An 18980-nucleotide genomic window follows, 5' to 3' on the forward strand; every position below is an offset into this window, starting at 1 on the left:
ATCATGCCTGGTCACCGGATCGGCGCTGTCGATGCGAATGGAGAATGATTTGAACAGTGAAACCAAAGCGATGTCTTCCGTGGAAGTCCATTCCGTCTGCGACATTCTCGACCGTCTGCGCGAAGTCGCCGACAGCGAGGACAAGGTCTCGGTCGGCGACGTGCTGGATGCGATCGGAGACAGGTCCTACGGCCCGACGCTGCTGATCCCCGCGCTGGTCGAGATCACCCCCATCGGCGGCATTCCGGGCGTGCCAACTTTCCTCGCGCTCATCATCGCCCTGACGGCGGTGCAGATGCTGTTCGACAAGGATCACCTCTGGTTGCCCGGCTTCATCCAGAACCGCACCGTTTCGGCAAGCAAGCTGCACAAGGCAGCGGACAAGCTGAACGGCACCGCGCGAAGGCTGGACAAGTGGTTTCACGGGCGGATGCCGCGTTTCGTCAAGCAACCCTGGCCGCGCGTGGCCGCCGTTGCGATCATCATCCTGTGCTGCACGGTGCCGCCGCTGGAGTTCCTGCCTTTCGCCAGTACCGCACCGATGCTGGCCATCGCGGCGTTCGGGCTGGCGCTCCTGGTGCGCGACGGACTGCTGATGCTGATAGCCCTGGGACTGAGCGCCGCCTCGCTGGCGCTGGGTGCCGGGCTGGTCGGTTCGAGCGGTTTCTGCGGCTCCGGCGGGGAGGGGGAAGGCTGATCCGCTATCCCACCACGGCGGGCGCGAAATCGTATGCAATGCCGACGGCGGCTATCGCCAGGCCCAGCCCCGCCACGCTGGTGACAGGAGGACGCCCGGCGCATCGCCACAGCCAGAAAAGCCCCGCCGCGGCAACAAGGGTAAGCGCCAGCGCGATCCACCGCGCCGCCGGCTGATCGGGAAACACGCTGCTGGCCACCCACAGCAGGCCGAAGTGCGCCGCCCACAGGCCAAGCGCCATGGCCAGCGTCCGGTAGTCGGTGCGGTTGCGAAAGTCCTCGTCCATCGCCTCACCCCGGAAAAAGCCGCATGACGAGCGCGAAGATCGCGCCCTGCAGTCCGATATAGCCGATGAAGCGGGTCACCACATCCAGCGTGACGCTGGTTGGCGTAGTCAGCAGTCCGCGCCCGCTGCGAAAGCCGAGGTAGAGCGCCATGATCGCCGCCACGGCAACGCCGCAGGCCTGGTAGGCTAGCATGCCGAACACCGTCGCCCCCTGCCCGCTCGCGGTGGGAAGAAGGCCAGCGGCTTCCCACCCGGTCCAGTCGAGCCAGACGGCGCCGAGCGTGCAGCCAGCCCCCAGGGCCGCGCTGAGCCACGGCAGCTGGCCCGGAAATTCCCCCTTGGGGTGCGCGGCGAGGAAACGGCGCGAGAGCCAGGCGAGCCCGACCGCGGCCAGCGACAGCAGCGCCACCCCGACCGTTTCGAGCATGGGCGGCGCGGCGATCCAGACTTCGGGATGGATGCCGTAGAGATAGAGATAGCTGAACAGCCCCATGAAGCCGATCATCCCCATGACGACCAGCAGGGTGTTGAGCGCCCACCACGAGTGGCTGGAAGGGCCGGTGACGGCGATGGGCACGGTTATGCCCGCGCCGATCTCCGCCGTCTCCTGCTGGATCGGCACGTCCGTTTCCCACAGCCAGCGCAGCACGCAGGCCAGGGCCACCACTCCGCAGAAGGCGGCGAAAGCATAGCCCTGGATCGTCAGCGACAGGAAGAAGCCGGACGTGCCGACGGCCGCCGCCACCGGCCAGGGCGAAGGGCCCGGCATGATCTGCAGGTATTGCGGCTCCGCGTTGACGGGCGAGGTGATCACGGTTTCGCGCAGTCCCGTCACGCTGTTGGGCAGGAAATAGCGCCCCTCTTTCACGTCGTCGCAGACGTCGGGATCGTCCCACAGCGGTTCGCGGCTGCGTACGAGAGGGATCGAGCGGGTGGAGTACATTCCCGTGGGCAGCCATTCCAGTGTGCCGCCGCCGTAGATGTTGCCGGCATCGTGATCGGTCGTGAAGCGGAAGGACCGGGCGAGATCGACTAGGAACAGCAGCACGCCCGCGGCGATGATGAAGGCGCCGATGGTGGATACCAGGTTGAGCAGGTCCAGCCCCCGGTCGGGCAGGTAGGTATAGACCCGTCGCGGCATGCCCATCATCCCGGTCAGGTGCATCGGCAGGAAGGTGACGTGCAAGCCGGTGAACATCAGCCAGAACACCCATTTTCCGGTCTTCTCCGGCAGGGGGTTGCGGCTGGTCATTCCCACCCAGTGATAGAACGTCGCGAACATCGGGAACACCATGCCGCCAAGCAGCACGTAGTGCAGGTGAGCGACGATGAAGTAGGTGTCGTGCGCCTGCCAGTCGAACGGCACCATGGCCACCATCACGCCGGTGAGGCCGCCCATGGTGAAGATGACGATGGAGCCGACGACGAACAGGGCAGGGGTGGACCAGCGTATCCTGCCCACGGCCAGTGTGGCTATCCAGCAGAACACCTGGATCCCCGCCGGCAGGCTCACTGCCATGCTCGCGGCGCTGAAGTATCCGGTCGATACGCGCGGCATGCCGGTGGCGAACATGTGATGCGCCCACACGCCGAAGCTGATGAAGCCGGTAGCCACCAGCGCGATGACGTTGAGGCGATAGCCCACCAGCGGGGTCTGCGCGATGCTGGCCACCATCATGCTCATCAGGCCCGCCGCCGGGAGGAAGATGATGTAGACCTCCGGGTGGCCGAAGAACCAGAACAGGTGCTGCCACAACAGAGGGTCGCCGCCGCGCGTGGGATCGAAGAACGGCCAGTTGAACGCGCGTTCCAGTTCCAGAAGCAAGGTGCCCAGGATCACGCTGGGAAAGGCGATCACGATCATCACCGCGAAGACCAGCATGGCCCAGGCGAACATCGGCATCCGGTCAAGTGTCATGCCGGGCGCACGCGTGCGCAGCACGCCGACGATGATCTCGATCGCACCGGCGATGGCGCTGATCTCGATGAAGCCGATGCCCAGCAGCCAGAAATCGGTGTTGATCTCGGGACTGTAGGCAATCGAGGTGAGCGGCGGATACATGAACCACCCGCCATCGGGCGCGAGCCCCACGAAGATGGAGGCGAAGAAGCACAGCCCGCCCACGAGATAGGCCCAGAACGCATAGGCAGACAGGCGTGGAAACGGCAGGTCGCGGGCGGCCAGCATCTGCGGCAACAGCATGACCCCCAGCGCCTCCACCGCCGGCACAGCGAAGAGGAACATCATCACCGTGCCGTGCATGGTGAAGAACTGGTTGTAGGTTTCCTGCGGCAGGAAGTCCTGCAACGGGGCGGCCAGCTGCACGCGCATGCCCAACGCCAGGATGCCCGCCAGCAAGAAGAACAGGAACGCCGCGGCGACGTAGAAGAAGCCGATGTAGTTGTTGTTGACGACCGTCAGCAGTCCCCAGCCCCTGGGGTTGTCCCAGATCCGTTCCAGTTCCTCCACCTCGCCATCGGGCCGGGGGCTGTGGTCGGGGAACAGCCGATAGAGATCGTGATCGAAACCGGTTTCGGACGCGATGAGCCGGTCGCCGCCATCGTGCGGCTCGCGTCCCCCCCGCGCTTCGCTCATTGCTGCTGCTCCAGCCAGATGGCGATTGCCGTCAGCTCTTCGGCGGAAAGCCGGTCGTAGCTGGGCATGCGGTTTCCGGGCTTGATCGACTGGCTGTCGGCAATCCAGCCGATCAGGGTGCCGCGATGGTTGGGCAGGATGCCCGCTCCCAGCGACAGGCGGGAAGCGAGATGGGTCAGGTCGGGGCCGGTGAGGCCGTTGGCCTCGGTCCCCGCGACGGTGTGACAGGCGCCGCAACCGCTATCCATGAACAGCTCGCGGCCATCGAGCGAAGCGGCGATCCCGTCTCCGCCAGGCGGCGCACCGGGTGCCGGCGCTTCCAGCCGTGTCAGTCGCGCCTCGCGCCAGTCGCGCCATTCCTGCGCATCGTGCGTCACGGTAACGAAGCCCATCAGCGCGTGGGGCCCGCCGCAATATTCCGCGCAGACGCCGCCGAACTGTCCTGCCTCGTCGGCCTGGATGCGCAGCAGGTTGGTGCGACCGGGGATCATGTCCATCTTCCCCGACAGGTTCGGCACCCAGAAGCTGTGGATCACGTCGGCGCTCTCAAGTTCGAGAACGACGGGTTGCCCGGCGGGAATATGCAATTCGTTGGCGTCCGCCATCACCACGTTGCCGTCGGCGTCGAGGTATTCGACGCGAAACCACCACATCTCGCCAGTGACGCGCACGCGCATTTCCTCGCCGGTAATGTCCTCGGTAAGCGACGCCGTCAGGGTCAGGCCCCAGATCAGCAGCCCTGTCAGCACCACGCCGGGGAAGGCCACACCGCCGATCCAGATCGCGCGCTCTCCGCCAAGTCGCTTGCGCCACCTGTCCGGTCCCTTCGCCGCCACCCACAAGGCGGCGACGATGATCGTGGTGACGACGAGCCCCATGCCGAACAGCGCCCATGCGAGGATCGTGACACTGTGGGCGTATGGTCCTGCCGGGTCGAGCACCGGCGGAGGCCAACCCCACAGCGGATCAAGCATCGTTCAGTCTGTAGAGATAGGCCGCAACGTCGCGCGCTTCCTGTTCGTCGAGCGGCATGGCCGGCATGGCGGAGCCCGGCTTCGCCTCGGGTGCGTTGCGGACGAACCAGGCAAGGTTTTCGGGCGTGTTGGGAAGGTGGCCCGCGATAAGCCCGATATCGTCGAAACCCACAAGCGAAGGGCCGGTCCGGCCCTTAGGCCAGTCCAGGCCGGGTATTTCGTGGCAGGCACCGCATCCGGTCCGCTCGATCAGTGCGAGGCCATTCTCGGCATCCGCGCCGCCACGAACGTAGCGCGGTCCCGGAGCGTCCTTGCATGCCGTCAGGCCAAGGCTGCCGCACGCGGCAAGAGCGAACAACACCTTCGTTCGATGCGCGGCAGGGTTCATGGACAGCCTTCCCCTCATCCATCGGGAACCTGTCTTTGCCCGGGATGGTTCCCAAGCCGATGGCCTCCGCCCCCCACAAACCACGCAAATCGCTGCTTCCGGTGGCCGCGGCGCTCGCGCTTGGCGCATGCACTGAGGCCGAGCCGACCGTGGACCGGTTCGAGGCGACGGGGGAGCTGATCGCCCTGAGCGGAGGCGATGCGGGCGCGCGCGGAGCGTGCATTACCTGCCACGGGCTCGACGGGGAGGGGGACGGCAACCTCTCGCCCCGGCTGGCCGGCCTCAACCCCGGATACATCGCGCGCCAGCTGGAGTATTTCTCGGCCGGGCAGCGCCGCCACCCGCAGATGGTGTGGATCGCCGATCATCTCGACTGGCCATCGCGGCAGAAGGTCGCCGGCCATTACTCCCGGCTCCCAATTCCGCCCGTGACGCGGGACGGCGCGCTGCAGGTGCCGCCGGGAAGCGATCACGCGGCCTGCCTCTATCACTACGGCGCCCCGGAACGCGGCGTCGAAGCCTGCGCGTCGTGTCATGGCGATAACGGCATGGGCGTTGGCGAGGGCAATCCGCCAGTGTCAGCGCAGCCCGCGCCCTATCTCGAGGCGCAGTTGCGCCACTGGCGGCAGGGCGAGCGCTATGGCGACCCGGGTGGCGCGATGCAGCGGATCAGTTCCCTCCTGCGCGAGGAGGAGCTGCTTCCTCTCTCCCGGTATGCTTCGCAGCTGTCGGGTTCCAGTGCGAATCCGGTACGTCGGGAAGCATGCCTTCAAACACGTCGTCCCGATCCCAGAAGTGGTGCTTGATAGCCGCAAGGGCGTGGGCCGGGATCAGGAGCGACAGCACCACGACGCACAGGACATGCAAGTCCTGGGCATTTGCCAGCACCCAGAACTGCCATTCGGGCGACAGGTCCTGAAACGGCATGCCCGGCACCCTGACAATGCCGGCCAGCGACAGTTCGCGGGCAGGCTGTATGGCAGACCACATGATCCAGCCGCTGAGAGGCAGCAGCACGAACAGGGTGTAGAAGGCCGCATGGATCGCGTGCGCGACCGTCGAGCGCCAGCCCTGGTTGTCGGCATCGTTGATCGGTCCCGGTACGATCAGTCGCCACAAAAGCCGAAGCGCGCCCAGCAGCAGGAGGCTTAACCCGATCTCGCTGTGGAGTTCGTAGGCATCGAGCTTGTCTCCGCCCACCAGGTAGCGCTGCATCAGCCAGCCCGACACCAGCTGAAACATGACGAGCCCGGCCATGATCCAGTGAAATGCAACGCCGACCGGCGTGTACTTGCCGCGGTCGCGATAGGTGAGCGACCACTCGCGCCATTGCTGGATCCACGGTTTCATCGCGCCGTGGCGGGCTGGAGAGAGCGATAGAGGATCGTCACCGCGGCAAGAAGGTAGATCGCTGATCCCGGTGCCCACATGATCAGGCCGGCGATCTGCTGGTCTTCCAGCGGGCCGAGGCCCCAGGCGGATGTCGTCAGGGCGTGCGGCGCGTAGAAGGCAGCGCCGCCGAACGTCAGCAGGGCGGCCAGCAGTCCCATCGAGACCATCGTTGCCAGCAGGCCCACCACGGCCGTGCCGGCGCGCTGCTGCCGCAGATGCGCGAACCATACCGCGGCACTGCCGAAGATCGTTGCCTGCATGGCCCAGAACGCCAGATCGCTGGACAAGGCCAGCTCATAGGCGGGCGGCGCGTGCCACAGCCAGAACACCGCTGCCTGCGCCACGGTCCACTGGGCGAAGGTTCCGGGCAGCTTGTGCCGGTGCAGTTCCAGCGCGGTCGCCGCCATCGGCGCGAGCAGGGCGACGAGGAGGATGTGATGAACGGTCCGCGCCGAAAACAGCGCCGATCCCAGAACGCAGAACGGACTGACAAAAAGCAGGAAGGTCAGGGCCAGGGTGCCCAGCCGCATCCATTGCACGAGCCTGTCGCTCGAGGGACGCACCAGGCAAAAGCCGAGCGCGCTGCCGAGGACGAGAAGCAGGGCCGGATCGAAGTTCCACCGCGCGAGCCACTGCGCGGGCACCGGAGCGGCGCCGCAGTAGGGTATCCAGATTTCCGGGCCTGTCATGTCCTGGCAGCTCCCTCCGCAAGACTGCGGTACTCTGGTTGCCAATGCGGCTCGACGGGCAATGTTCCGTTGCGGATAGCGGCCCGGTTCGGAACGTCGCGCCCTGTTGCTCGCTTTTCCAGTGCAGACCAAAGCGGAGCAGACGCCATGACAAACGACAGCGAAAACCGGCGCAGGGCGATGGTCGAGCGGCAGCTGGCCGCCCGCGGTATCGACGACGAGGCAATCCTGCATGCGTTTCGGCAAGTGCCGCGCGAGGAATTCGTCACCGAGCCCATGCGCGAGTTCGCATACGACGATGCGCCTCTGCCCATCGGCGAAGGCCAGACGATCAGCCAGCCCTATATCGTTGCCTGCATGATCGATGCGGCGGACCTGGCAGCCGGCCACCGGGTGCTGGAGGTGGGCGCAGGGTCCGGGTATGCCGCCGCTGTCATGTCGCACATCGTTTCCGGTGTCCACGCGATCGAGAGGCACGAAAAGCTCGCCCGGGAAGCTGCCGAGCGGATCGAGCGGCTGGGCTATGACAATTGCTCGGTCATTACCGGCGACGGTATGAAAGGCCTGCCGCAGGAAGCGCCTTTCGACGCCATCATCGTGGCGGCCCGCATCGACAAGGTGCCCGAGGCACTAAAGCAGCAGCTCAAGGTCGGCGGCCGGCTGATAATCCCGGTGGGCGGGGAGAACATGCAGCAACTGCGGTGCGTGGAGCGCACGGGCGAGAACGACTGGCGCAGCCACGATATCACGGCGGTGCGCTTCGTGCCGTTGCTGGAGGGTGTCGTGCCGCAGGACGGAGCGCGTGCCTCGTCGGACCACCGCCCCGCCCGCGATCTCTCGACGCCCGAATTGATCGCCCGCGCCGCCATTGCGCTGCCCGATATCGACGATCCGGCCTTCGGCGCGCATTTCGACAGGTTCGCCGACAAGCGGATCGTCATGCTGGGCGAGTGCAGCCACGGCACCCACGAATTCTACGCCGCGCGCGCGGCGATCACCCGCCACCTGGTGGAGCGGCATGGCTTCTCGATCGTCGCCGTGGAAGGCGATTGGCCGGATGCGGCCGTCTACAACCGTTTCATTCGCGGCGAACAGCCGCCCGAAGGTGCGGCCAGGCCCTTCACCCGTTTTCCCACGTGGATGTGGCGCAACACCGTGATGCCGGGCTTCCTGAACGATCTGCGGGACATTAACGCCGCCAGGAAGGGCGATGACCAAGTCGGCTTCTACGGTCTCGACATCTACAACATGTCCGCCTCGATCGAAGCCGTGCTGGCCTATCTCGACGAACACGACCCGGAAGCGGCCGCCGTCGCTCGCGAGCGCTACGGTTGTCTTACGCCGTGGCAGGCGGATCCGGCGACTTACGGTCGGTCCGCGCTGACCAGGGGCTATGCCGAATGCGAGGAGGCGGTGATCGACCAGTGCCGCGACCTGCTCGACCGCGCTCTGGAGGGCGAGGGATCGTTCTCCGCGGCCATGAACGCACGGCTCGTGGCTTCCGCCGAGAGATACTACCGCGTCATGTATTACGGAGGCAGCGAAAGCTGGAACCTGCGCGACAGCCACATGGCCGACACGCTGGAACACCTGCTGGAGAACGGCGGCGAACAGGCGAAGGCCGTGGTCTGGGCGCACAACAGCCACATCGGGGATGCCCGCGCGACCGACATGGGCGCCGTCAGGGACGAGCACAATATCGGCCAGCTCGCACGCGAACGCTGGGGCGAGGATGTCGCGCTGATCGGCTTCGGAACGCACGGCGGCACGGTGACGGCTGCAACCGACTGGGATGGCGAGCGCGAGACGAAGCAGGTCAATCCCTCGCGGCGCGACAGTTACGAGCGGCTGTGCCACGAGAGCGGCGTAGAAAGCTTCCTGCTCGATCTCTCCCAGCACCCCGACCTTGCCGAACGCCTGAAGGAGCCACGGCTGGAGCGGTTCATCGGCGTCATATACCGGCCCGAAACCGAGCGATGGAGCCATTACAGCGAAGCAGTGCTGCCGGACCAGTTCGACGCCTATTGCTGGTTCGACGAGACGCGGGCCCTGCAGGCGCTGGAGACCACCCACTCCGCCAAGGGTGTGCCGGAAACCTTTCCCTTCGGGCTGTAGACGGTTTCCGGAGAGCCCTTACCGTTTCTCCGCGTCGCGCGCCGCTGCCTCGAACGCGTCTGCCAGCAGCGCGACGACGGTTTCCGTCTCGTCCAGCACGATGTCCTGGCGGACCTCGATCTCGGCGTAACGCAGGCCGCGGGCGAAGGCGTGACGCGGTACCGTGTAGTCGGTTTCGTCCATGCGGTAGGGCTCGTTGTCGCCGATAACCCGATCGCCTGTTTGCAGGTGCGCCAGTACGTCCTTGGCGAATGCATAACGCGCGCCATCGTGCAGTACGCAGAGCTCCCAGGGCCGCCGCTTTCCCTGCATTTGAGGCGTGAAACTGTGCAGCGAGATCAGGATCGTCTCGATACCCCGCTTGGTCCGCCGGTCGATCATGTCGGCGATCGCGGCATGGTAGGGCTCGAAGATTTCGTCGTGCCGCGCGGCCAGATCGCCTTCGGAAAGGTCGCAGTTGCCCGGAATCCGGGTGCCGTCGCTGATCGGCGCAGCCCAGTCCCTTGTCGCGGGCTTGCGATTGCAGTCCACCACCAGGCGCGAATAGGCCTGCCACACGAACGGGGCCTTCAACCGCTCGGACATCAGCCGGCCCAGGCGTTCCACGCCCAGGTCGACAAAGATGTGGCGGGCGCGATCCTCGGCTGAAAGGCCGAGATCGCCAAGCCTTTGCGGAATGGCCGTACCGGCATGGTCGCCCACCAGCAAAAAGGGGCTGGTGTGCGATGGATTACAAATACTTTGGACCGGATCGGGGTCTGAAGGGTTCAAGAGAGCGATGCCTGACATTGGGCGTAACCCTTGCAGTTTTCATTCGGTCAGACCAGTCATGCCCACCGTTTCCATCAATCACGTCACCCGATATCGCTACCGGCGAGACGTCGAATTCGGCGAACACCGTATCCTGGTGCGCCCGCGGGAGAGCTACGACCAGCGCGTACTGTCCGCCTCGCTCGACATCGATCCGGAGCCAAGATCGCTTCGCTGGCTGCAGGACGTGTTCGGCAATGCCGTGGCGATCGCCACTTTCGACGAGCGCGCCGATGCGCTGGAGATCAGCGGCACTGCCGAGGTGGAGCACCTGCCGACCGGCGAGGACGACATCGCGGTGGAGCCCTATGCCAGCACCTATCCCTTCACCTATTCGGCCGAAGACATGCCGGACCTGCTGCGATCCATCGAACGCGACTATCCGGACACCAGCCGCGAACTGGACAGCTGGGTGCGCGACATGATCGATCCGGGCGGCGACGCCTCCACGCTCCATCTCCTCAAGACCATCACCAAGGCCATCAGGAACGACTTCGCCTATCAGCGCCGCGAGACCAAGGGAATCCAGCCGCCGCTCAAGACGCTTGCGCTGCGGTCGGGTACCTGCCGCGATTTCGCCGTGCTGATGATGGAGGCCGTGCGGGCGCTCGGCTTTGCGGCGCGCTTCGTTTCGGGCTACCTCTACCACCCGGGCGACGAGGATGCGCGGGTGGGCGGGCACAGCACCCACGCCTGGGTGCGCATCTTCCTGCCCGGATCCGGGTGGATAGAATTCGATCCCACCAACGGCATCGTCGGCAACCGGGGACTTATCCGGGTCGCGGTGGCGCGCGATCCCGCGCAGGCCGTGCCCCTGTCGGGCACATGGCTGGGGTTGGAGGGAAGTCATATCGACATGGACGTGGACGTGAGAATCAAGCGCGTCGACCTGTCGACCAGCCATGCCGATTTCCCGCAACACAAGGAGGCCAGATCATGCTGATCCGGACGGGGTTCAACATCCGCTTTGAAACCGATCGCGACGTTCCGCTCCTGGCGCTTCTGCATGTCCGTCCCGAACGCCAGAAGGATCTTCGCACGCCGGAGGTCCTGCGCACGGAACCGGAAGTACCGGTCCGCCAGTTCATCGATTTCTATGGAAACGTCTGCTCCAGGCTCATCATTCCTGCCGGCGGCATCACCCTCTCGAACGATTTCGTGATCGAGGACAGCGGCCAGCCCGACCGCGTCGTGCCCGGTGCCATGCAGGACAGCGTCGAGGACCTGCCTTACGAGACCCTGCATTACCTGATGAGCTCGCGCTACTGCGAAGTCAGCCAGCTGGGCAACGAAGGCTGGAAGGTGGTGGAAGGGCGCGAGACCGGATGGGAGCGGGTGCAGGCCATCGTCGATGCCGTCCACGAGCGGATCGAGTTCGACTACATGAAAGCCAGCAGCGAGCGCACCGCGAGAAGCGCCTATGACGAGCGTTTCGGCGTGTGCCGCGACTTTGCGCACCTGGCGATCACGCTGTGCCGCGCGGTCAATATCCCGGCCCGCTATTGCACCGGCTATCTGGGCGACATCGGCATCGAGCCGATCGACGCCCCGATGGATTTTTCCGCCTGGTTCGAAGCCTACATCGGCGGCCAGTGGTATGCCTTCGATGCGCGCCACAACACCCCGCGCATCGCCCGCATCGTCATGGCCCGGGGCAGGGACGCCACCGATGCCGCCATCACGACCGCCTTCGGCACCGCACTTCTCGCCAATTTCGAGGTCCATACCGACGAAGTGGCCTCGACCGACCTCACTTTGCCGCCGCAACAGACGGCGTTGCCGCAGCCCTGACGGTGGAACCATCGCCGCATCTTGTCCGTTATGCGGGCAAAGGAGATATCACATGATTGGCAAGCTAATCGGCGCCGGGATCGGCGCGAAACTGGGCAGCGAAAGTCGCAAGATGGGTGGCACCACGGGTGCCGTTCTCGGCGCGGTTGCCGTTCCGCTGGTGAGGCGTCTTCGCCTTCCCACCCTGCTGGCCCTGGTTGGCGGAGGTTATCTGGTTAAGCGTCTTGCGGACAAGGCGGAACAGGATCCCACCACGCCGAAGACGCCCGGCACGCCCAACACCTGATCACGCCTTGACGCGCATGAAGGAAGGGGAGCAGCCCGCAACGGGCTCGCTCCCCTTTCTGCGTCTGGCAAGGCCGGAGGACTCCTTTTCCGCCCATAGCCAGAATCGACTTTACGGTTTAAGCATTTCGCATTTCAGGTTGCCCGTCGCGGAACGGGCGCTGCGGCACGGGCTTTAGTCTGTATGCCTGATTTCACAGCGATGTCGCTGCCCATGCTCGCCGCGTGGTTCCTTGCAGGTGCGGTGGCGGTCTATTTCCTGGGCCAGAAGCTTGCCCGCTATGCGGACCTGATCGCCCAGCGATCCAGCCTGGGCCATGCCGTGATCGGCGTGGTCCTGCTGGGCGCGGTCACTTCGCTGCCGGAAATCGCGACCAGCGGCACCGCGGCGCTTCGCGGCGAAAGCGACATGGCGGTGAACAACCTGCTGGGCAGCGTGGCCGTGCAGCTTGTGGCCCTCGCGCTGGTCGACCTCGTATATGGAGGGCGCGCGGTCACCTCGCGCGTCACCAGTGCCAGCGTAATGGCGAATGCGCAGCTGGCGATCATAATGCTGGCGATCATCGCCTTCGGGGTCGTGGTGGGAGAATTCGCCATCCCCGTGCTGGGCATCGGCGCCTTCGCCTTGCTCACCATGCTGGCCTATCTGTTCGGGGCCTGGCTGCTGAGCCGCTGCGACGACAACGGCTGGCGGCCCGGGCGTTTTTCCGGCACCGATCCCGAGGCCTCCGGCGAAAGCGATATCTCGAACCGCACGCTGGCCCTGCGCGCCGTGCTGGCGGGCGCGGCGATCATGGTGGCCGGCACGGTGCTGACGCTGTCGGCCGAGGGCATCGCCGAGAACACCGGCACCGGGGGCGGCATCGTCGGACTCACGCTGCTGGCGGCGGCGACTTCGCTGCCCGAATTCTCCACCGCGCTGGCGGCCATGCGGCTGGGCCGCGCGAGCCTTGCCATCGGCGACGTGCTGGGCGGCAACATGTTCGATACCTCGCTGATCCTGCTGGTGGACGTGCTGCATCCGGAGGGCCCCGTGCTGACCATGGTGCAGCCTGCCTCGATGGCCGCCGCCATCCTCGCGCTGGTGCTCACGGCGATCTATTGCACCGGCATCATCACCCGGCGCGGGCTGGTGGTGGCGCGCATGGGGCTGGACAGCTGGGCGGTGCTGATCGTCTACGGGCTGGGGATGTGGGCCATACTGGCGGGTGTTTTCGCCCGTTGAGAAGCGCAGCGGTTCGCTTGCACCGAATCGAGTGGCTTCCTACCTCGGAATATCAATCAGCGAATCGAGACAAGAATGACCACCCATCGCACCCGCATGCTCATCATCGGCTCCGGTCCTGCCGGCTATTCGGCCGCCATCTACGGCGCGCGCGCCGGGATGGAGCCGATCGTCGTGCAGGGCCTGCAGCCCGGCGGCCAGCTGACCATCACCACCGACGTGGAGAACTATCCCGGCTTTGCCGACGTGATCCAGGGCCCGTGGCTGATGGAGCAGATGCAGAAGCAGGCCGAGCACGTCGGCACGCGCATGATGTGGGACACGATCGTCGAGGTGGACCTGGAAGGCGGCTCGCCCTTCCGCGCCATCGGCGACAGCGGTGACGAATACGTGGGCGACGTGCTGGTGATCGCCACCGGCGCGCAGGCCAAGTGGCTGGGCGTGCCGGGAGAGCAGGAACTGGGCGGGAAGGGCGTTTCCGCCTGTGCCACCTGCGACGGGTTCTTTTATCGCGGCAGGAAAGTTGCCGTGATCGGCGGCGGCAATACCGCAGTGGAAGAGGCGCTCTACCTAACCAACCATTCCGACGATGTGACCCTGATCCATCGCCGCGACGAGCTTCGCTCCGAGAAGATCCTGCAGGATCGGCTGTTCAAGTCGGACAAGATCAGCACCCTGTGGAACAAGACCGTCGAACGCTTCGTGGCGGGCGAAAATGGCGCGCTGGCGAAGCTGGAGCTGGTCGATACGGTAACGGGCGAGAAGAGCGAACTGGAAGTGGACGGCGCCTTCGTCGCCATCGGCCACGCCCCGGCGACCGAACTGTTCAAGGGCAAGCTGCCGATGGACGAAAGCGGCTACCTTCTGGTCGAACCCGGCACGCCCAAGACCGCCATCCCCGGCGTGTTCGCCTGTGGCGACGTGATGGACCACACCTACCGCCAGGCGGTTACGGCGGCGGGCACCGGCTGCATGGCCGCGCTGGATGCCGAACGCTTCCTGGCGACGCTGGAATTCGCGCAGAAGGAAGCGGCGGAGTAATCAGCCCTTCGAAAAGTCGGGCGCGCGTTTTTCCATGAAGGCCATGAAAGCCTCGCGCGCCTCGGCACTCTGGAGCCGCCGAGCGAAGACCTCGGCCTCCTTCATGACCACGGCGGCGAGGGCATCGCCATCGCGCATCAGGGCCTTTGTCGCCTGCACCGCGCCGGGAGGCAGCGCGGCAATGCGGCGGGCGGCGGACTCGACCGCTTCCTGCAATTGCGCGACCGGCACCACGGCATTTGCGAGGCCCGCTGCCTTCGCTTCGCCGGCGTCCATGCCCTCGTTCATCGCCAGCATGGCGAAGGCGCGGGAATGGCCCACCATGGCGGGAAGCAGCTGGCTGGATGCAGCCTCCGGCACGAGCCCCAGCCCGACGAAAGGCGTCGTCAGCTGCGCGTCCTCGGCCAGCACGGCATAGTCGCAGTGCAGCAGCAGCGTGGTGCCGATGCCAACGGCCTTGCCCTGGACGCCCGCAAGCAGCGGCTTGCCGAAGGTCGCGAGCAGGCGGATGAAGCGGAACACGTTCGCCTTGGCTATGTCGCCGGAACTCGCGGCGGCAAGGAAATCGCCGATGTCGTTACCGGCGCAGAAGGTATCGCCCGCGCCGCGGATCACCACCGCCCTCACCTTGTCGTTCGCCTGGGCGGTCTCCAGCGCCTCCACCAGCGTGCCGTACATGGCGTCCGTCAGCGCGTTCTTCTTGTCCGGGCGGTTCAGCACCACCGCCATCAGGTTACCGTCGCGAGAGACCTCGATATGCTCGCTCATTCGCTATCCTCCGGGTCGTGATCGTGGCGCCCGAAATCGGGCCGCGCGTCGTCCTGCCCCTGTTCGATGATCCGGCGACGGATCGCGCGGGTCTTGCTGAACTGGTCGAACATCATCTCGCCATCGCCCGCCCGGATCGCTTCGCGCATCATGCCGAGATCGGTCAGGAACCGGTCCATCATTTCCAGCACCGCATCGCGGTTGTTCAGGAACACATCGCGCCACATCACCGGATCGCTGGCGGCAATGCGGGTAAAGTCGCGAAAGCCGCCGGCGGAATACTTGATCACCTCGCTGCGGGTCACCTCTTCAAGGTCGCTGGCGGTTCCGACGATCGTATAGGCGATGAGGTGGGGGATGTGGCTGGTGACGGCCAGCACCATGTCGTGGTGTTCGGCGTCCATCACTTCCACAGTGGAGCCGAGTGCCTGCCAGAACTCCTCCAGCGCCTTCACCTTCTGCGGGGGCGCGCCTGCAGGCGGAGTGAGGATGCACCAGCGTTGGTGGAACAGGCTGGCGAAACCCGCGTCCGGCCCGGATTGCTCGGTGCCTGCCACCGGGTGGGCGGGAATGATCGTGTGGTCCGGCAGCACTTTCGCCAGGCTGCGCGCGACACTCAGCTTCGAGGAGCCGACGTCGCTGATGACGGCATCGGGATCGAGGCCGGGAGCGATGTCTCTCGCCGCTGCTTCCATCGCGCCGACCGGGACGCACAGGATGACGAGGTCCGCGCCGCGAACCGCCTCTGCGGGATCATCCACGATCCCGTCGCACAAGGCCCGCTCCCGCGCCCGTTCGCGCACCGCCACGTCGCTATCGAACCCGGTGGTGGCGACACCGGGCAGATGCTCCCTGACTGCCAGCCCGATTGAACCGCCGAGCAGGCCGAGGCCGATAACGGCGACGCGCTGAAAGCTCATCGTCGCCCCTCGCACATGGTGCGAAGGCGCTCGGCGATGTCGGCCATCTGCGCGTCGGTGCCGATGGTGATGCGCAGGGCCTGCGGCAGACCCTGTCCCGGCAGATGCCGCACGGCGTATCCCGCTTCGGCTATGCCTGTCAGGGCGTCTTCGGCCGACAGCGCGCCTTCGAACAGGACGAGCAGGAAATTGGCCTCGCTCGGCACGGCGCGCAGGCCGTGGTTGCCCAGCGAGCCGATGGCATCGGCGAAGCGGGCGCGGGCAGACGTGTTGTGTTCCCGGCTGCGCTCTACGAAGTCCTGATCGCCCAGCGCTGCAACGGCGGCACGCTGACCGCTCGTCGTGACGTTGAAAGGCCCGCGAATGCGGTTCAGCGCGGCCATCAGGTGCGGAGCGCCCGTGGCCCAGCCGATGCGTTCTCCGGCAAGCCCGTAGATCTTCGAGAAAGTGCGGGTGACCAGCACGTTCTCGCTGGATGCAGCCAGCTCCAGCCCGCCGTCTTCATTCCCGGGAGCGAGATATTCGGCGTAGGCCTGATCCACCACCAGCAGGACGTTTGCGGGCAGTCCCGCATGCAGGCGGGCAAGCTCGCCGCGTGCAAGGAAGGTGCCGGTGGGATTGTTGGGGTTGGCGATGAAGACGACGCGGGTGCGATCCGTAACGGCGGCCAGCATGGCATCGACATCGGCAGCGAAATCCGCATCCTCGACTTCCACCGGCGTCGCCCCGCAGCGGCGCGCGGCAATGTCGTAGACGGAAAAGCTGAAGCGACTGAACATCACCTCGTCGCCCGGCCCGGCGAAGGCCTGGGCAGCCAGGTTCAGCAGCTCGTCGGAGCCCGTGCCGCAGACGATGCGCGTCGGATCGATGCCGTGAAGTTCGCCGATCGCCTCGCGCAGTGCGGTCGAACCGGGATCGGGATAGGCGGCGGGCGAGGCGATCTTGCCCAGCGCTTCGAGCGCGAGGGGGGAGCAACCCAGGGGATTCTCGTTGGCCGAAAGCTTGACCAGCGGCTTGCCGTCCGCACCCGCGCTCTTGCCCGGCACATAGGCGTGGATCGCCTCGACATAGGGCTTCATCTGCGGCTTGGCGGTTGGGCGGCTTGTCTCGGCCATGCGAAGGGGTCCCGTCAGTTTTCGAAAAGCGCGCATAGCCGCCATTTGCAGCGATTGACAGCCCGCTTCGCCTCGCCCAAGCCCGCCCGACGAGACCATGGCCACGACAAGCGCAATAGACTTTCGCACCCTTACGCTGGGCGCGCCTCTGCCGCTGGACAGCGGCCGTGAACTGGCAGGCGTGCAGATCGCCTACGAAACCTACGGCGATCTGGCGGATGGCAGGGACAATGCCGTGCTCGTATTTCATGCGCTGACCGGCGACCAGTTCGTGGCCGGCACAAATCCCGCGACCGGAAAGCCGGGCTGGTGGGATCGCATGGTGGGCCCGGGAAAGCCGATCGATACGGACCGGTTCCATGTCATCTGCGCCAACGTGATCGGCAGTTGCCTGGGCTCCACCGGGCCATCCTCGCCCGATGCGGACGGCAGGCCCTTCGCCATGCGCTTTCCCGTCATCACCATTCGCGACATGGTCCGCGCGCAGATGGCGATGCTGGATGCCCTGGGAATAGAGCGGCTGCACGCCGTCGTCGGCGGCTCGATGGGCGGCATGCAGGCCCTGTGTTGTGCCGCGAATTTCCCGGAGCGCACCGACCGCGTGCTCGCCATCGCCACGACTGCCCGCCACTCGGCGCAGAACATCGCCTTCCACGAAATGGGACGCCAGGCGATCATGGCCGATCCCAACTGGCGGGGCGGAGACTATTATGACGGCGATGCCCCGGCCAAGGGCCTGGCCGTGGCGCGCATGGCCGCGCATATCACTTACCTGTCCGAAGAAGGGCTGACCGCGAAGTTCGGGCGGCGCCTGCAGGACCGCGAGGCCAAGAGCTTCGGTTTCGATGCAGATTTTCAGGTGGAGAGCTACCTGCGACACCAAGGGCTGAGCTTCACCGGCCGCTTCGATGCGAACAGCTATCTCTACATCACCCGCGCGATGGACTATTTCGATCTTGCGGAAGAGCACGGCGGCCGCCTGGCCGATGCCTTCCGGGGGGCAGGGGACACGCGCTTCTGTCTTGTCAGCTTCGATACCGACTGGCTCTACACCACCGCCGACATGCGCGAGGTCGTGCACGCTCTGAACGCGGTGGCCGCGCCGGTCAGCTTCGTCGAGCTTTCGGCGCCCTACGGGCACGACAGCTTCCTGCTCGACGTACCCGCGCTCGACCGGGTGGTTGAAGGGTTCCTCGGCCGATGACCCCGCCCGTCACCTTCGGCCTGCGGCCCGATCTCGCCAAGATCGCGCATCACGTGCCGCCGCGCAGCCGCGTACTGGATGTCGGCTGTGGCGAAGGCGACCTGATGGAAGTGCTGGAAAGCCAGCGGTCCTGCGACGCGCGCGGCATGGAGATCGACGCCGAGGCCGTGGCGAAGGCCGTGTCGCGCGGGCTTTCCGTCATACAGGGCGATGCCAATCGCGACCTTTCGGACTATCCGGACGGCGCCTTCGATGTCGCCATTCTCAGCCAGACGCTGCAAACCGCCCAGCGCCCCGACTGGCTGCTCGAGCAATTGCTGCGCGTGGGACGCGAGGCGTTCGTCAGCTTTCCCAACTTCGCCTACTGGCGCATGCGCCTTTCCCTGCTGCGCGACGGCCGCATGCCGGTGACGCGCCACCTGCCGGGAAGCTGGTACGAGACGGCCAATATTCACCACCTTACCGTCACCGACTTTCGCGAACTGCTGGAGGCACGCGGCGTGGAGGTGAAAGGCAGCTGGTTCTTCGCCAAGGGGCGCGAGATCGGTGGAGGAAACGCCAACTGGCGCGCCGAACATGCGGTTTTCCAATTGAGCCGCTAGCTGGTAAGCATCGCCCGATCCGGGGGCGACATGGCAAGAGCAGTTGCAAGCAGACCGAAAGCCGACCGGTGGTTCTTTCTTG

The 18980-nt window shown here is 65.9% G+C and carries 19 protein-coding genes; 9 read left to right on the top strand and 10 right to left on the bottom strand.

Features of this window, described 5'->3' with window-relative positions:
* The first annotated feature begins 70 nt into the window (after positions 1 to 70).
* Positions 71 to 697, top strand: coding sequence for an exopolysaccharide biosynthesis protein (locus tag AAA989_RS08450; protein ID WP_338242549.1), 627 nt, complete (start codon positions 71 to 73; stop codon positions 695 to 697).
* A 4-nt stretch (positions 698 to 701) separates the two neighbouring features.
* Here the strand turns inward: AAA989_RS08450 and AAA989_RS08455 are convergent, their stop codons facing one another.
* From AAA989_RS08455 to AAA989_RS08485, 6 genes are all read right to left on the bottom strand, one after another.
* Complete coding sequence (locus tag AAA989_RS08455; RefSeq protein ID WP_338242551.1) at positions 702 to 983, bottom strand: hypothetical protein; 282 nt, start codon at positions 981 to 983, stop codon at positions 702 to 704.
* Positions 984 to 987: 4 nt separating this feature from the next.
* A complete protein-coding gene (locus AAA989_RS08460) occupies positions 988 to 3579 on the bottom strand; it encodes a cbb3-type cytochrome c oxidase subunit I (protein WP_338242554.1) in 2592 nt (863 codons plus the stop codon).
* A complete protein-coding gene (locus AAA989_RS08465; protein ID WP_338242556.1) occupies positions 3576 to 4553 on the bottom strand; it encodes a cytochrome c oxidase subunit II in 978 nt (325 codons plus the stop codon). The genes AAA989_RS08460 and AAA989_RS08465 overlap by 4 nt, the downstream gene beginning before the upstream one ends.
* On the bottom strand, positions 4546 to 4959 hold the full coding sequence (locus tag AAA989_RS08470; protein WP_338242558.1) for a c-type cytochrome: 414 nt from the start codon (positions 4957 to 4959) through the stop codon (positions 4546 to 4548). Before AAA989_RS08470 ends, AAA989_RS08465 begins: the two co-directional genes overlap by 8 nt.
* A 651-nt stretch (positions 4960 to 5610) precedes the next feature.
* Complete coding sequence (locus tag AAA989_RS08480; protein ID WP_338242560.1) at positions 5611 to 6291, bottom strand: cytochrome b; 681 nt, start codon at positions 6289 to 6291, stop codon at positions 5611 to 5613.
* Positions 6288 to 7022 (bottom strand): cytochrome c oxidase assembly protein, encoded by a 735-nt coding sequence (locus AAA989_RS08485; RefSeq protein WP_338242563.1) that lies wholly within the window; start codon positions 7020 to 7022, stop codon positions 6288 to 6290. Before AAA989_RS08485 ends, AAA989_RS08480 begins: the two co-directional genes overlap by 4 nt.
* Positions 7023 to 7169: 147 nt before the next feature.
* Between AAA989_RS08485 and AAA989_RS08490 the strand changes: the two genes are divergently transcribed.
* Positions 7170 to 9137: a protein-L-isoaspartate(D-aspartate) O-methyltransferase gene (locus AAA989_RS08490; protein WP_338242566.1), complete on the top strand. Its 1968-nt coding sequence runs from the start codon at positions 7170 to 7172 to the stop codon at positions 9135 to 9137.
* Between the two features lie 18 nt (positions 9138 to 9155).
* On the opposite strand, the gene AAA989_RS08495 is transcribed toward AAA989_RS08490, so the two are convergent.
* Positions 9156 to 9926: an N-formylglutamate amidohydrolase gene (locus AAA989_RS08495; protein ID WP_338242569.1), complete on the bottom strand. Its 771-nt coding sequence runs from the start codon at positions 9924 to 9926 to the stop codon at positions 9156 to 9158.
* A gap of 40 nt (positions 9927 to 9966) precedes the next feature.
* On the opposite strand from AAA989_RS08495, the gene AAA989_RS08500 reads away from it, so the two are divergent.
* From AAA989_RS08500 to trxB, 5 genes are all read left to right on the top strand, one after another.
* Entirely contained in the window at positions 9967 to 10890 is a 924-nt protein-coding gene (locus tag AAA989_RS08500; protein ID WP_338242572.1) for a transglutaminase family protein, read from the top strand.
* Entirely contained in the window at positions 10884 to 11738 is an 855-nt protein-coding gene (locus AAA989_RS08505) for a transglutaminase-like domain-containing protein (protein ID WP_338242574.1), read from the top strand. The genes AAA989_RS08500 and AAA989_RS08505 overlap by 7 nt, the downstream gene beginning before the upstream one ends.
* A 52-nt stretch (positions 11739 to 11790) precedes the next feature.
* Entirely contained in the window at positions 11791 to 12024 is a 234-nt protein-coding gene (locus AAA989_RS08510; protein WP_338242575.1) for a hypothetical protein, read from the top strand.
* Between the two features lie 183 nt (positions 12025 to 12207).
* Positions 12208 to 13248, top strand: coding sequence for a sodium:calcium antiporter (locus AAA989_RS08515; RefSeq protein WP_338242578.1), 1041 nt, complete (start codon positions 12208 to 12210; stop codon positions 13246 to 13248).
* A 75-nt stretch (positions 13249 to 13323) separates the two neighbouring features.
* Positions 13324 to 14289 (top strand): thioredoxin-disulfide reductase, encoded by a 966-nt coding sequence (gene trxB, locus AAA989_RS08520; RefSeq protein WP_338242580.1) that lies wholly within the window; start codon positions 13324 to 13326, stop codon positions 14287 to 14289.
* On the opposite strand, the gene AAA989_RS08525 is transcribed toward trxB, so the two are convergent.
* From AAA989_RS08525 to hisC, 3 genes are read right to left on the bottom strand one after another with little or no spacing between them, the layout of a single operon-like run.
* The gene (locus AAA989_RS08525) at positions 14290 to 15057 is read right to left on the bottom strand and encodes an enoyl-CoA hydratase (RefSeq protein ID WP_338242582.1); all 768 of its coding nucleotides are present in this window, start codon (positions 15055 to 15057) and stop codon (positions 14290 to 14292) included.
* On the bottom strand, positions 15054 to 15977 hold the full coding sequence (locus tag AAA989_RS08530; protein WP_338242585.1) for a prephenate/arogenate dehydrogenase family protein: 924 nt from the start codon (positions 15975 to 15977) through the stop codon (positions 15054 to 15056). Before AAA989_RS08530 ends, AAA989_RS08525 begins: the two co-directional genes overlap by 4 nt.
* Positions 15974 to 17092 (bottom strand): histidinol-phosphate transaminase, encoded by a 1119-nt coding sequence (gene hisC / locus AAA989_RS08535; protein ID WP_338242587.1) that lies wholly within the window; start codon positions 17090 to 17092, stop codon positions 15974 to 15976. Before hisC ends, AAA989_RS08530 begins: the two co-directional genes overlap by 4 nt.
* A 97-nt stretch (positions 17093 to 17189) precedes the next feature.
* Between hisC and metX the strand changes: the two genes are divergently transcribed.
* Both metX and metW read left to right on the top strand, forming a co-directional pair.
* A complete protein-coding gene (gene metX / locus AAA989_RS08540) occupies positions 17190 to 18296 on the top strand; it encodes a homoserine O-acetyltransferase MetX (protein WP_338242590.1) in 1107 nt (368 codons plus the stop codon).
* A complete protein-coding gene (gene metW, locus AAA989_RS08545; RefSeq protein ID WP_338242592.1) occupies positions 18293 to 18898 on the top strand; it encodes a methionine biosynthesis protein MetW in 606 nt (201 codons plus the stop codon). Before metX ends, metW begins: the two co-directional genes overlap by 4 nt.
* Positions 18899 to 18980: the final 82 nt, after the last annotated feature.

Source organism: Aurantiacibacter hainanensis (genome assembly GCF_036321025.1).
Lineage (GTDB): Bacteria > Pseudomonadota > Alphaproteobacteria > Sphingomonadales > Sphingomonadaceae > Alteraurantiacibacter > Alteraurantiacibacter hainanensis.